14 protein-coding genes are annotated in these 12708 nt (G+C 75.3%); 6 read left to right on the top strand and 8 right to left on the bottom strand.

Annotated features, from left to right (window positions below):
• The first annotated feature begins 131 nt into the window (after window positions 1-131).
• Both ACI79Z_RS06320 and ACI79Z_RS06315 read left to right on the top strand, forming a co-directional pair.
• Window positions 132-1097, top strand: coding sequence for an anti-sigma factor RsbA family regulatory protein (locus tag ACI79Z_RS06320; RefSeq protein ID WP_387991244.1), 966 nt, complete (start codon window positions 132-134; stop codon window positions 1095-1097).
• A gap of 32 nt (window positions 1098-1129) precedes the next feature.
• Window positions 1130-1633: a MarR family winged helix-turn-helix transcriptional regulator gene (locus tag ACI79Z_RS06315; protein WP_387991241.1), complete on the top strand. Its 504-nt coding sequence runs from the start codon at window positions 1130-1132 to the stop codon at window positions 1631-1633.
• Here ACI79Z_RS06315 and ACI79Z_RS06310 read toward each other — a convergent pair.
• From ACI79Z_RS06310 to ACI79Z_RS06300, 3 genes are all read right to left on the bottom strand, one after another.
• Complete coding sequence (locus ACI79Z_RS06310; protein ID WP_456902074.1) at window positions 1630-2643, bottom strand: ATP-dependent DNA ligase; 1014 nt, start codon at window positions 2641-2643, stop codon at window positions 1630-1632. The two genes, ACI79Z_RS06315 and ACI79Z_RS06310, sit on opposite strands and share 4 nt — an antisense overlap.
• Window positions 2644-2787: 144 nt before the next feature.
• A complete protein-coding gene (locus ACI79Z_RS06305; protein WP_456902073.1) occupies window positions 2788-3168 on the bottom strand; it encodes a MerR family transcriptional regulator in 381 nt (126 codons plus the stop codon).
• Window positions 3168-4643 carry a SulP family inorganic anion transporter gene (locus tag ACI79Z_RS06300; protein ID WP_456902072.1) on the bottom strand — a complete coding sequence of 492 codons (1476 nt, stop codon included), beginning with the start codon at window positions 4641-4643 and terminating at the stop codon, window positions 3168-3170. The genes ACI79Z_RS06305 and ACI79Z_RS06300 overlap by 1 nt, the downstream gene beginning before the upstream one ends.
• Window positions 4644-4849: 206 nt before the next feature.
• Between ACI79Z_RS06300 and ACI79Z_RS06295 the strand changes: the two genes are divergently transcribed.
• Window positions 4850-5422: an NADPH-dependent FMN reductase gene (locus tag ACI79Z_RS06295; protein WP_456902071.1), complete on the top strand. Its 573-nt coding sequence runs from the start codon at window positions 4850-4852 to the stop codon at window positions 5420-5422.
• 64 nt (window positions 5423-5486) lie between these two features.
• On the opposite strand, the gene ACI79Z_RS06290 is transcribed toward ACI79Z_RS06295, so the two are convergent.
• On the bottom strand, window positions 5487-6014 hold the full coding sequence (locus ACI79Z_RS06290) for an NUDIX domain-containing protein (RefSeq protein WP_387991226.1): 528 nt from the start codon (window positions 6012-6014) through the stop codon (window positions 5487-5489).
• A 46-nt stretch (window positions 6015-6060) separates the two neighbouring features.
• On the opposite strand from ACI79Z_RS06290, the gene ACI79Z_RS06285 reads away from it, so the two are divergent.
• Window positions 6061-6546, top strand: coding sequence for a DnaJ family domain-containing protein (locus ACI79Z_RS06285; protein ID WP_387991224.1), 486 nt, complete (start codon window positions 6061-6063; stop codon window positions 6544-6546).
• Window positions 6547-6559: 13 nt separating this feature from the next.
• On the opposite strand, the gene ACI79Z_RS06280 is transcribed toward ACI79Z_RS06285, so the two are convergent.
• Together ACI79Z_RS06280 and ACI79Z_RS06275 are read right to left on the bottom strand one after the other, a co-directional pair.
• Window positions 6560-6919 carry a nuclear transport factor 2 family protein gene (locus ACI79Z_RS06280; RefSeq protein ID WP_387991221.1) on the bottom strand — a complete coding sequence of 120 codons (360 nt, stop codon included), beginning with the start codon at window positions 6917-6919 and terminating at the stop codon, window positions 6560-6562.
• 21 nt (window positions 6920-6940) lie between these two features.
• On the bottom strand, window positions 6941-7339 hold the full coding sequence (locus tag ACI79Z_RS06275; protein WP_456902070.1) for a hypothetical protein: 399 nt from the start codon (window positions 7337-7339) through the stop codon (window positions 6941-6943).
• A gap of 102 nt (window positions 7340-7441) precedes the next feature.
• On the opposite strand from ACI79Z_RS06275, the gene ACI79Z_RS06270 reads away from it, so the two are divergent.
• A complete protein-coding gene (locus ACI79Z_RS06270; protein WP_456902069.1) occupies window positions 7442-8257 on the top strand; it encodes a helix-turn-helix domain-containing protein in 816 nt (271 codons plus the stop codon).
• Window positions 8258-8293: 36 nt separating this feature from the next.
• Window positions 8294-8461, top strand: a complete 168-nt coding sequence (locus ACI79Z_RS06265) for a hypothetical protein (protein WP_387991213.1) — start codon at window positions 8294-8296, stop codon at window positions 8459-8461.
• Between the two features lie 47 nt (window positions 8462-8508).
• Here ACI79Z_RS06265 and ACI79Z_RS06260 read toward each other — a convergent pair whose 3' ends face one another.
• Together ACI79Z_RS06260 and ACI79Z_RS06255 are read right to left on the bottom strand one after the other, a co-directional pair.
• Window positions 8509-10386: a hydantoinase B/oxoprolinase family protein gene (locus ACI79Z_RS06260; protein WP_456902068.1), complete on the bottom strand. Its 1878-nt coding sequence runs from the start codon at window positions 10384-10386 to the stop codon at window positions 8509-8511.
• Window positions 10383-12458, bottom strand: a complete 2076-nt coding sequence (locus ACI79Z_RS06255; protein ID WP_456902067.1) for a hydantoinase/oxoprolinase family protein — start codon at window positions 12456-12458, stop codon at window positions 10383-10385. Before ACI79Z_RS06255 ends, ACI79Z_RS06260 begins: the two co-directional genes overlap by 4 nt.
• Between the last annotated feature and the right edge of the window lie 250 nt (window positions 12459-12708).

Here is a 12708-nt window from a genome sequence, read left to right as displayed (position 1 = left end):
ACCGTGTCCCACAATCAGGGGAGATGGGCCGGAGCAGTTCCGGACCGGAGGCGGTCGAGGGGCCAGTGGAACCTGGGACGGGAGTCTCCGCCACGCAGGCGGAGCTGGACGACGCGCCGTCGCCCGCGCCCGTGGTCCGCCACTCGCACACCGCCGCCCTCGTCCGCTCCGACGACGAGACCACCGCCGTCGCCGCGTCCTTCCTCGAGGAGGGGCTGCGCCACGGTGACCTCCCCGTCGTCGCCGCGTCCCCCCGGACGGCCGCGCTGGTCCGCGACGCGCTCGGGGAGCGCGCCGGCGCGGTGGAGGAGGACGCGCGGATCTGCCTGCTCGGTGTCCGCACACCCGACGCGATGGTGGTGACCCGCCGGCTGCTGGACCGGGCGCGCGCCACCGGCTCGGGCCGGCTGCGCGTCCTCGGTGAGGTGCAGTTCGGTACCACGGCCCGCAGCCGGCGCGAGGGCGAGCGCTACGAGTCGGCCGCCAACGCCCTGCTCGCCACGGCACCGCTGACGGCGCTGTGCCTCTACGACCGGCGGTGGCTGCCCGACGAGGTCGTGGCCGGTGCCCGCCGCACCCATCCGGAGCTGGTCATGGGCGGGGTCCGGGTGAGCAGCTCGGAGTTCCGGCAGCCGGCGGAGTTCCTGCGCGAGCTCGCGCTCCGCCGCGACCCGGTCGAGGCCGGGGAGCCCGTGTACGCCGTCGACGGCGCGCCGGCACTGGCCGGCCTGCGCGGAGAGCTGCGGCGGGTGTTCGGCGAGGTCGTCCCCGACGAGGACCAGCGCGCCGACCTGCACCTGGGCGTGAGCGAGGTGGCGGCCAACGCCTTCCGGCACGGCCGGCGGCCGATCTCGGCCCGCGTGTGGGCCGACCGCGACACGCTGGTGGTCACGATCACCGACTCCGGCACCGGCTTCGCCGACCCGCTCGCGGGCTTCGTGCCGGCGCACGGCGACGACCTCGCCGCCGGCGGCATGGGCCTGTGGCTGGCCCGCAAGCTGTGGGACTCGGTGGACCTGGTGCCCGGCCCCGCGGGGCTCACCGTCCGGCTGGCCGCCGGCCTGGCCGACCCCGTGTCGCGGCGGGGCGCGGCTTGACGCTGCCGTTCTCTCACTGCTGAGGTACCTGCGTGGAGGACGCGGTCGACCTCATCCTCGAGCAGTGGGCCCGGGAGCGTCCCGACCTCGACTGCTCGCCGATGGGGGTCATCGGCCGGATCACCCAGCTGCAGCGGGAGGTCCACCTCGCCCAGCGCGCCACCTTCGCCCGGCACGGCCTCGACGCGCCGTCCTTCGACGTCCTCGCCGCGCTCCGGCGGGCCGGGGAGCCCTACCAGCTGACGCCGACGGCGCTGATGCGCACCGCGCTGGTCACCTCCGGGGCGATCACCCAGCGGCTGGACCGGCTGGAGGAGAAGGGGCTGATCACCCGCACCCGCAGCGAGGCCGACGGGCGGGCCGTCGTCGTCACGCTCACCGACGCCGGGCGGGCGGCGCTGGACGCGGCCCTGCCCGACCACCTGGAGACCGAGCGCGGCCTGCTGGCCGGGCTGTCCGAGGACGAGCTCGCGCAGCTGGCCTGCCTGCTGCGCCGGTTCCTCGTCACGCTGGGCCGGGTGCCGCAGCGGCCCTAGCCCGCGGGCGGCACGTCCGCGGGGCGCAGGTCGGGGCGGACCCGGACGTAGCGCAGCGGGTGCCGGAACACCCCGGCGGTGAGCGCGGCGTCCGCGCTGACCTCGACGACGGCCGTCGGCTGCACGCGGGTGAGTGCCACCGACAGCCGCCCGCCGCCGAAGCGGCCGGTGCCGATCCGCTCGGGCCAGGGGTGGTCGTCGCCGGCGGGGGTGAGGACGGCGGCCAGCTCCGCCGACTGCGCGGGGGAGAGGGGACCGGTGCGGCCGACGACGACCAGCTCCCCGTCCCGCCAGCGGCCGGCGACCAGCTGGCTCGGGCGGTCGACCGGCCCGATGACGCCGCCGGCGAGCACCTCCGTCGTCTCCCAGGACTTGACCTTCAGCCACTCGCGGCGCCCGCCCGCGTACCGGGTGGCCGCACCCTTGGCGACCAGGCCCTCGACGCCGAGCGGGCGCAGGTCCGCGGCCCAGCCGCGGGCCTCCTCCGGGTCGGCGGTGACCGGCGAGAGCTGCATCGGCGGCGCCCACCGCCGCGCGAGCTCCTCGAGGGCGGCGCGGCGGCTGCGGAACGGCCGGCGGCGCTGGTCGGCGCTGCCGGCGGCGAGCAGGTCGAAGGCGACGTAGGAGGCGGGGTGCGCGGCGGCCAGGGCGGCCATCCGGGAGGGGGCGGTCACCATCCGGCGCTGCAGCAGCCCGAAGTCCAGCCGCTCGCCGTTCCAGACGACGGCCTCGCCGTCGAGGACCGTCCCGGCCGGGACCTGGGCGAGCGCGGCCGCGGCGAGGTCGGGGAAGCGGTCGGTGAGGTCACGGCCCTGCTTGGACCACAGCCGGGTGCCGGCGCGGCCGCGGACGACCACCAGCCGGTAGCCGTCCCACTTGGGCTCGTAGCGGCAGCCGCCGGGCAGCGCGGACGCGACCGGGAGGTCCCGCACCGGCCTGGCCAGCTCCACGGCGACCGGCCCGGCGAGGTCCGGCGGCAGGTCCGGCAGGCCGGGAGCGGAGAGCGGCACCGGGACAGCGTCGGGGGTGCGCGCCCCCGACGCAGGCCCCTGAGCTGCGGACTCACCCGTTCAGGGTGGGTCGCCACCCTGCGCGACGGCTCCGGGCGGCGGCACGGCCGGGGTCCCGCTGTCCAGGCACGATCGGGTAACGCCCTACCGGGTGGCCTCCCGCCGGGCGGCCAGCGTGCCGGCGAAGTCCTCGGCGACGGCGAGCTCGGCCCGCAGCGCCTCCACCCGCGCGAGGGCGCCCTCGTGGAACACCCGCAGCCGGCCGGTGAGCACCGTGTCCCCGGGCCGGGCGGCGAGGTCGTCGAGCAGGGTGAGCAGCTCGCGCACCTCGTCGAGGGTGAGACCCAGCGGCTTCATCCGCTTGACCACCTCCAGCCGGGCCACGGCGTCCTCGCCGTAGAGCCGGAAGCCGCCCTCGGTGCGGCCGGAGGGCAGCACCAGGCCGCTCTCCTCGTAGAAGCGGATGGTGCGCAGGCTCAGCCCGGTCCGCTCGGCCACCTGGCCGATCTGCAGCAGCCGTCCCATCAGTGCGCCCCGGCCAGTTGCCCCGAGTGCCGCTCGTAGCGGGCCGCCGAGTGGGGGTCCAGCCCGGTGATCTCCACGGTCTTGCCGTGCCCGGCGTACCGCTGGGTGAGCGCGTCGAGGGTGGCCACGGTGGAGGCGTCCCAGACCGAGGCGGCGGAGAGGTCGACGACGACGCGGTCCGGGTCGCCGGCGACGTCGAACTGGTCGAGCAGGTCGTTGCTGGAGGCGAAGAACAGCGCGCCGGAGACGCGGTACACCCGGGTGCCGTCGGGCGCGGTGTCCGAGGTGACCCGCACCAGGTGGGCCACCCGGCGGGCGAACAGCACGCACGCCACGAGCACCCCGACGCCCACGCCGATCGCCAGGTTGGACGTGGCGAGGACGACGGCCACGGTCGCGAGCATGACCGCCGTCTCGCTGCGCGGCATCCGCGGCAGCGTGCGGAGGCTGTGCCAGTCGAAGGTGGCCGCGGAGACGAAGACCATGACGGCGACCAGCGCGGCCATGGGGATCACCGCGACGACGTCGCCGAGGACGACGACCAGCACGAGCAGCAGGGCCCCGGCCAGGAAGGTCGACAGCCGGGTGCGGGCGCCGGAGCGCACGTTGATCATCGTCTGGCCGATCATCGCGCAGCCGCCCATCCCGCCGAACAGGCCGGTGACGACGTTGGCCACGCCCTGGCCCCACGACTCGCGGGTCTTGTCCGAGCGGGTGTCGGTGAGGTCGTCGACCAGGCGCGCCGTCATGAGCGACTCCATGAGCCCGACGAAGGCGACGCCCAGCGCGTAGGGCGCGACGATCCGCAGCGTCTCCCAGGTCAGCGGCACGTCGGGCAGCGCGAACCCGGGCAGGCTGTCGGGCAGGGCGCCCTCGTCCCCGACGTCGGGCAGGTCCCAGCCGGCCAGCACGGTGACCGCGGTGAGCAGCACGATCGCCACCAGCGGCGCCGGGACGGCCGTGGTCAGCCGCGGCAGCAGCACGATGACCGCCAGGCCGGCGGCGACCAGCGGGTACACCAGCCACGGCACGCCGACCAGGTGCGGCACCTGCGCGGCGAAGATCAGGATCGCCAGCGCGTTGACGAAGCCGACCATCACGCTGCGCGGCACGAAGCGCATGAGCCGGGCCACGCCCGCCACCGCCAGCAGCACCTGGAACACCCCGCCCAGGACGACGGCGGCGAGCAGGTACGGCAGGCCGTGGTCGTGCACGAGCGGGGCGACGACGAGGGCGACCGCCCCGGTGGCCGCGCTGATCATCGCGGGCCGGCCGCCGGTGAACGCGATGACGACGGCCATGGTGAACGAGGCGAACAGGCCCACCTGCGGGTCGACGCCGGCGAGCACCGAGAAGCTGATCGCCTCGGGGATGAGCGCCAGGGCGACGACGAGACCGGCCAGCACCTCGGTGCGGGCGACGCGGGCCGAGGTCAGCCAGGCGGGACGGGACGGGCGCAGGGCAGGGCAGGACATCGGGTCCGTTCGGGCAGGCGGGCGCTGGAGCGGGCACGCGCGCGCGTCGTCGGGCCGGTGCACTCTGCAACGATCCTGCCAGCACCCTCCCCTGACGTGAGGGTCGAGTCGGTGCGGTGCTCGTCACCCACGAGGGCGGAAGCGGTTGACCGCCACAACGGTTGAGTCCTCAACGAGTCGGTCCCGTCGTCGTCCCGGAGGTCCCGGTGTCCCGTCCCGTCCTGCAGGTCATCGCCGCCAGCACCCGTCCCGGCCGCCGGGGCATCGCCGTCGCCCGCTGGGTGCAGCGCCTCGCGCAGGAGCACGGCGGCTTCGACGTCGAGCTGGTCGACCTCGCCGAGGTGGGCCTGCCGGTGTTCGACGAGCCCGACCACCCGCGGCTGCAGCGGTACACCCACCAGCACACGAAGGACTGGAGCGCGACGGTGTCCCGCGCCGACGCGTTCGTCTTCGTGACCCCGGAGTACAACCACTCCTTCCCGGCGTCGCTCAAGAACGCCCTGGACTACCTGTCGGTCGAGTGGGCCGACAAGGCGGCCGGCCTGGTCACCTACGGCGGCGTCTCGGCGGGCCTGCGGGCGTCGTCGGCGGTCAAGCCGGTGCTCGGCGCGCTGCGGCTGCACACCGTCCCCGAGGCGATCTCCGTGCCGTTCTTCGCGCAGTTCCTCGACGACCAGGACGAGTTCGTGCCCAACGCCGAGCTCGAGGCCGGCGGCAAGGCGATGCTCGACGAGCTCGCCCGCGTCACCCCCGCCCTGCGCTCCCTCCGCGCCGCCTGACGGAGGACCCCGCCGCCCCCCACCGCTCGCACGCCCGCGGCGGGCCCCGGCAGCGGGGCCGGGGTCAGCTGCGGCGGAGCAGGAGCAGGGCCCAGGCGGCGAGCGAGGGGCCGTCGGTGAACCGGCCGTCGCGGACCATCGCCCGCAGCTCGGCCTCCGGCGTGAACGCCGCCACCATGTCGGCCTCGGTCACCTCGCGGGCGGTCGGGCCGGGCGTGAGGTCGGTGGCGAGCCAGACGTCGAACTCCTGGGTGGACAGCCCCGGCGCGAGGTCCGCGTGGCCCAGGTGCTCGAGCCGGCCGGCCCGGAGCCCGGTCTCCTCGGCCAGCTCGGCGCGGGCCAGCTCCTCGGCCGTCCCGCTGCTGCCGGCCGTCCAGGTGCCCTGGGGGAACTCCCAGGCCCGGCGGCCCACCGGGTGGCGGAACTGCTCGACCAGCCAGAAGCCGTCCCGCTCGGCCGCGATGACGACGGCGAAGTCCGGTTTCTCGACGACGGAGTAGACGCCGGTGGAGCCGTCCACCCGCTCCACGGTGTCCTCGCGCACCCGGATCCACGGGTTGCGGTAGACCTCCCGGCTGCCCGTCGTCCGCATGCACGGCAGCCTCCCAGAGGCGGAGCATGGAGGCGGAGGTGGTGGGGTGACCCAGCGGAAGCCGCCCGGGGTGTCGTTCGAGACCTGGGTCGAGCGGCAGATCGGCCAGGCCCAGGACCGCGGCGACTTCACCGGGCTGCGCGGCGCCGGCAGGCCGCTGCCGGCCTTCGACCCGAACGAGACCGCCTACGACTGGGCGGTGGCCAAGGCCCGCCGCGAGGGCGTGGCGCCGGCGGACATGCTGCCGCCGGGCCTGGCGCTGCGCCGGGAGCGCGACGAGCTGCCCGCGCGGGTGGCCGCGCTGCCGTCGGAGGACGCCGTGCGCGCCGTCGCCGAGGACTACAACGCCCGGGTCGAGGCCTTCTGGCGGCGGCCGGCGGAGAGCCGCTGGTCGCCGGTGCCGGGCCTGGCCGACGTCGACGCGCTGGTCGAGGGCTGGCGCCGCGACCGCCCGCCGCCGGCGCCCGAGCCGCCGGCCGCCCAGGTGCCGCCCACGCCGCAGCGCCGCCGCTGGTGGCAGCGGCGGCGCTGAGTCCCTCGCGAGATCAGGGCACGCGGTCGAGGAAGCCGAGCACGGTGCGGATGCGGCCGTCCCCGTCGGTCACGGCGACGTCGAACCCGGTGACCGGCGGCTCGGCGCCCTCCGGACCGAGGTGCCACGTGAAACGCACCTGGCCGTGGTGGGCGTCGGCGGGGCCGGCGAGCCGGAAGACGAAGCCCGGGAACTGCGCCTGGACGGCGGCGATCGTCGCGTCCAGCCCGTCGCGGCCGGCGACGTCGGCCAGCGGGTCGGTGTAGGTGACGTCCTCGGTGAACAGCGCCTCGACCAGCGCCCGCCGCGCGGCGGGGTCGGTCGCGTTCCAGGCGGCGAGGTAGCGGTCGGCGAGGTCGGGCGTGGCGGTCACGGTGGTCTCCTTCTCGTGGGGTCAGCGGGTGCGGAGGGCGGTGAGCTGCAGGGCGGCGAACCCGGCGACGACGGCGGCCTGGAGGAGCACCCAGACCGTCCCCGCGGCGGTGAGGTCGAAGCGGCCGGCGACGACGGCGACGACACTGCCGGCGGCCCACAGCGCGTTGGCGCCGGCGACGACCTCCGCGGCGCCCCGCGGGACGCGCGGGCGGGCGGCGACGAGCGCGACCCCGGCGGCGAAGACGGCGAGGAAGGCGCCCAGCCCGCGCAGCGCCCCGGCGGGGACGCCGAGCAGGTCGGACAGCAGCGGCGCGGCGGCCAGGTAGGCCAGGCCGTTGGCGCCGGTGACGACGGCGTCCAGGCGCAGCGCCACGCGGAGCAGGTCGAGGGGACGGCGGGTGGGAACGGTCGTTGTCATGGCGGTGTTCGTCATGGCGACGACCGTGGCGCTCCCGGGGAAGGGCGTCGATTACCTCGCGGGTAGGCGACGCGGGGCGCGGTCGTCGCTAGCGTCCGCGCCGTGACCACCGCGGTGCGCCCGGACGTCGGGGAGCTGCTGCGCGGCTGGCGGCAGCGCCGCCGGCTGTCCCAGCTGGACCTGGCCAACGACGCCGGGGTCTCCGCCCGGCACCTGAGCTTCCTGGAGACCGGCCGGTCGCGGCCGAGCCGGGAGATGGTGCTGCGGCTGGCCGAGCGGCTGGAGGTGCCGCTGCGCGAGCGCAACGACCTGCTGCTGGCCGCCGGCTTCGCCCCCGCCTACGGCCGCCGGGGCCTGGACTCCCCGGACATGGCCGCCGTCACCCGGGCGCTGGACCTCGTGCTCGCCGCCTACGAGCCCTTCCCGGCGCTGGTGGTCGACCGGTCGTGGGAGCTGGTGACCGCGAACGCGAGCGTGGCGCCGCTGCTCGACGGCGCCGCCGCGCACCTGCTCGAGCCGCCGGTCAACGTGCTGCGGCTGAGCCTGCACCCCGAGGGGCTGGCGTTGCGGATCGCCAACCTGCCGCAGTGGCGGGCGCACGTCCTGCACCGGCTGGGCCGCGAGGCGCACCTGACCGGCGATCCGCAGCTCGCCGCGCTGCACCGCGAGCTGGCCGCGCTCCCCGGCGGCACCGACCGCTCGACGCCCGACGGCATCGCCGTCCCGCTGCGGATCCGCGCCGGCGACACGGTGCTGTCCTTCCTCAGCACGGTGACCACCTTCGGCACCGCCGTCGACCTCACCGCGGCCGAGCTGTCGGTCGAGGCGTTCCTCCCCGCCGACGAGGCCACCGCCGCGGCCCTGCACGCCCCGTTCACCGGCGGCGAACCCGCGCCTGCCCGGGCGGTGGCGGGGTAGGGGACCGGCACGCGACGACGACCAGGGAGGCCGACCATGACCGAGGTGCCGGGCACCGACCGCGAGCAGGCCGAGGAGCAGGTGCTGGAGGAGACGCCGATCCGGCCGGAGGGCGTCGAGGAGGACACCTCCACGCAGGGCGACGAGGGCCAGACCGGCGACAGCGCCAAGCCGGGCGCCGGCAGCACCGACCCCGTCACCTGAGCGGTCCGGGTGGCGGGAACGGCCGTTCCCGCTCCCCGGAGCACGGCCTACAGGACGTCGAACTCGTTGGACGTCGCGCCGCCGGAGAGCAGCGCGTAGCCGGGGCCGCGGTCGAAGAACGGCTCGTCCCCGGTGCGGGCCGCGCGCATCTCGTCCCGCAGCACGGCGGTGGCAGCCTCGTCGGCCGACCCGTCCTCGAGCACGACCACGCCGTAGTCCTCGCGGGCGCCGGAGACGCTCACCTTGCGCCAGGCGACGTCGCGGAGGACCTCCTCCACGGGCCGGTCCAGCGGGTCGCCCCAGCCGCCGCCGCCGGTGGTGCGGATCCGCACCACCGTGCCGGCCGGCAGCGGTTCGGCGTCGGCCAGCGCGTCGACGTCGTGCTCGTCGGGGCCGCCGGGGTCGACGGTCACCTGGAACGGCCGTCCCGCGCGACCGCCGTTGACACCCCAGCAGGACAGGATCGAGCGGTCGGCGATCGACATGAAGTGCGCGTCGCGCAGCACCCGGATGTGCTTCTCGTAGCCGCAGCCGCCGCGGTACCGGCCCGGGCCGCCGGAGTCCAGCGCCAGGCCCAGCCGCTCGACCCGCAGCGGGAAGCGGGACTCGGTGAACTCGGTCGGCAGGTTCCGCGAGTCCGGGACGACGTGGATGGTGTCCTCGCCGTCGGCGTAGTACCGCCCGCCCGAGCCGCCGCCGAGCACCTCGCGCATGAGGTAGGGGTTGCCGTCGAGGTCGGTGCCGTAGACGCCGGTGTAGCGGATCGTCTCCTGGTCGGCGGGCATCCGGCCGCCGGTGGCCTTGGCCAGCACGCCGGCCAGCACGCCGAGCAGCCGCAGGATGACGAACGTCCGCGCGTTGGTGGGCGCCGGGAAGACCGGCGTGAGCAGCGTGCCCTTCTCGGGGAAGCGCATCTCGATCAGCGGGACGACGCCCTCGTTGACGTCGAGCTCGGCCATCCGCTCGGGCGTCTCGGCGAGGTTGCGCAGGATCGGCGCCAGCCACTTCTTGAGGAAGTTGCCGTCGGCGTAGTCGCCGCAGTGGTTGATCGGGCCCTTGGCCTGCGGGCCGGTGCCGGTGAAGTCGATGACCAGCGGGGTCTCCCGCGTGGAGTCCATGGTCAGCGTGATCCGCTGGCGGTGGAGCTTGGGCTCCTCGACGCCGTCGTGCTCGGCGTAGTCCTCCCAGACGTAGGTGCCGTCGGGGATCTGCGAGAGGATCTCCCGCCGGTAGACCTCGGTGGAGTTGGCCAGGATCGCGTCGAAGCAGGCCTCGACGGCGGCCACGCCGTACCGGTCGAACAGCTCGCCCAGGCGCCGGGCGCCGGCCAGGCACGCGGAGCACTCGGCGTCGAGGTCGGCGGCCAGCGAGTCGGGCATCCGCGAGTTGCGGGTCATGATCTTCAGGGCCGACTCGTTCGGCACGCCGCGGTCCCACAGCTTGATCGGGGGGACCATCAGGCCCTCCTCGTACACGCTGGTGGCCGCGCTCGGCATGGAGCCGGGCACCGCGCCGCCGATGTCGTCGTGGTGGCCGAACGCCTGGATGAAGGCGACCACCCGGGGCTCGCCGGTCTCCGGGGAGGCCGCGAACACCGGGACGGTCACGCACAGGTCGGGCAGGTGGCCGATCCCGCCCTCGGACAGGTAGACGTCGTTGTGGAAGAAGACGTCGCCGACGTTCATGGTCTCGATCGGGTAGTCGCGCACCACCGGGTGCACGAGCGCCGAGTACGAGCGGCCGGTGAGCTTGCGCAGCTGCCGGTCGTGGATGCCGGCGCGGAAGTCGTGGGCGTCGCGGATCATCGGCGAGCGCGACGTGCGCCCGATGGAGGTCTCGACCTCCTTCTCGATCGCGGCCAGCGTGCCGGCGACGATCTCGACGAGGACCGGGTCGGCCTCGACCGTGCCGTTCTGGAGGCTCATCGGTCCGACTCCTTGGTGAGCAGCAGGTTGCCGTAGGCGTCGACGGTGGCGGCGAAGCCGGGGTGGACCGGGACGGTGGAGCCGAACTCCTCGACGATCGCCGGGCCGCTGACCACGTCGCCGGCGCCCAGCCGGGTGCGGTCGTAGGTCGGGGTGTCCACCCAGGCGTCGAAGAACACGCGGCGCGACCCCGTGACGGCCCGGTCCGTCCCGCCCTCCCGCTCGGGCAGCCGGACGATGTCCGGGCGGCGGATCGGCCCGATGCCGCTGACGCGCAGGTTGACCCACTCGACGGCCTGGCGCGGGTCGTCGGCGAAGTCGTAGCCGTAGAGCCGGCGGTGCGCGGCGTGGAAGGCCTGCGCGACGTCCTCCGCGGCGGCGCGGTCGAGCTCGCCGTCGGCCACCGGGACGCGGACCTCGAACGCCTGGCCCACGTAGCGCAGGTCGGCGGTCCGCTGCATCCGCTGCTGGTCGCGCCCGAAGCCCTCACCGTCCAGGGCGGTCCGCGCCTGCGCCTCGAGGTCGCCGAAGACCGCCAGCACGCGCGCCAGGTCCAGGTCGAGGTGCTTGGAGACGACGGTCTGCACGTAGTCGTTGCGGACGTCGACGGTGAGCAGGCCGAACGCGCTGACGTTGCCCGGGTTCGGCGGCACCAGCGTGCGGGGCAGGTTGAGGACGTCCATGAGCCGGCAGGCCAGCAGCGAGCCCGAGCCGCCGAACGTGGTGAGCGTGAAGTCGCGGACGTCGAGGCCCCTGGCGACGGTCACCTGGCGCAGCGCGTTGGCCTGGTTCCAGGCGGAGATCTCCAGGATCCCGGTCGCGGTGCGCTCGAGGTCCATGTCGAGCTTCCCGCCGAGCCGCTGGAGGCCCTCGCGCGCGGCCTCGACCGACAACGGGATCTCGCCGCCGAGCAGGTGTGGGGGGATCCGGCCGAGGACGACGTGGGCGTCGGTCACCGTCGGCTGGTCACCGCCACCGGGGTAGCACATCGGGCCGGGGTCGGCGCCGGCCGACCTCGGCCCGACCTTGAGCGTGCCCTCGGGCGACAGCCAGGCGATCGAGCCGCCGCCCGCGCCGACGGTGACGACGTCGATCATCGGGATCTTGCTCGGGTAGTCGCCGACCGAGCCCTCGGTGGTCAGCGCCGGCTCGCCGTCGACGACCACCGTGACGTCGGTGGAGGTGCCGCCGCCGTCGCAGGTGAGCACCCGGTCGAAGCCCGCCGTCCCGGCGATGAGCGCGGCACCCAGGGCGCCGGCCGCGGGGCCGGACAGCATCGTGGTGATCGGCTGGTGCACGACCTCGCCGGCCGACAGCACGCCGCCGTTGCTCTTCATGACGTAGAAGGGCACGCCCGGCGCGATCTCGTCGAGCCGGGTGCGGATGTTGGTGACGTAGGCGCCGACCCTCGGCTTCACGGCGGCGTCGACGAGCGTGGTCACCGAGCGCTCGTACTCGCGGTACTCGCGCAGCACCTGCGAGCTGATGCTGACGACGGCGTCCGGGTGCTCCTCGCGGATCACGTCGAGCATGCGGCGCTCGTGGGCGTCGTCCGCGTAGGCGTGCAGGAAGCAGACGCCGATGGTGGTGATGCCGGCGTCGCGGAAGAAGCGGGCGGCGGCGCGGGCGTCGTCCTCGTCGAACGGCCGGACCTCGGCGCCGGTGTGGTCCAGCCGCCCGCGCACGGTGCGCACCAGGTCGGCCGGGACGATCCGCGGCGGCTTGACCCAGAAGTAGCTGTTGCCGTAGCCGTCGGGCACCGACTGGCGGGCGATCTCGAGCACCGACTCGTAGCCCTCGGTGGTGACGAACCCGATCCGGTCGAGCCGGCCCTCGAGCAGCTGGTTGGTGGCGACCGTCGTCCCGTGGCTGACCGCCGTCACCGCGGAGCCGTCCAGGCCCATGAGGCCGAGCACCTTGCGGACGCCGGCCAGGAAGCCCTCGGCGGGGTCGGCCGGGGTGGACGGCGTCTTGGTGGTCGTCGTCCGGCCGGTCTCCTCGTCGACGGCGACGACGTCGGTGAACGTGCCCCCGGTGTCGATCCCGATCCGCACCCGGCGCGCCGCTGCCATGGGTCGATACCTTAGCGCTGAGGGATCTCGGCGGGAAGGGACGCGCGGCGGGTCGGGAGACCGTGTCGGGGGACGGTGAGCGATCCGGGGCGGTCACGGAACCGGACGGTCCGGGACCGTACCGATCGACGGTTGTCGGCAGGTCGTGCTGTGATCGCCTGTGCGGGGCGCCCGGTCCCGCCGGCGCGGGGAGGGAGGGGCCCGGGGTGCACGGCGGCTGCGGGGACGGCTCCTCCGGGGTCCGGTAGCG

The organism is Geodermatophilus sp. SYSU D00663, assembly GCF_054050655.1.
This window is presented reverse-complemented; position numbering and strand designations above follow the sequence as displayed.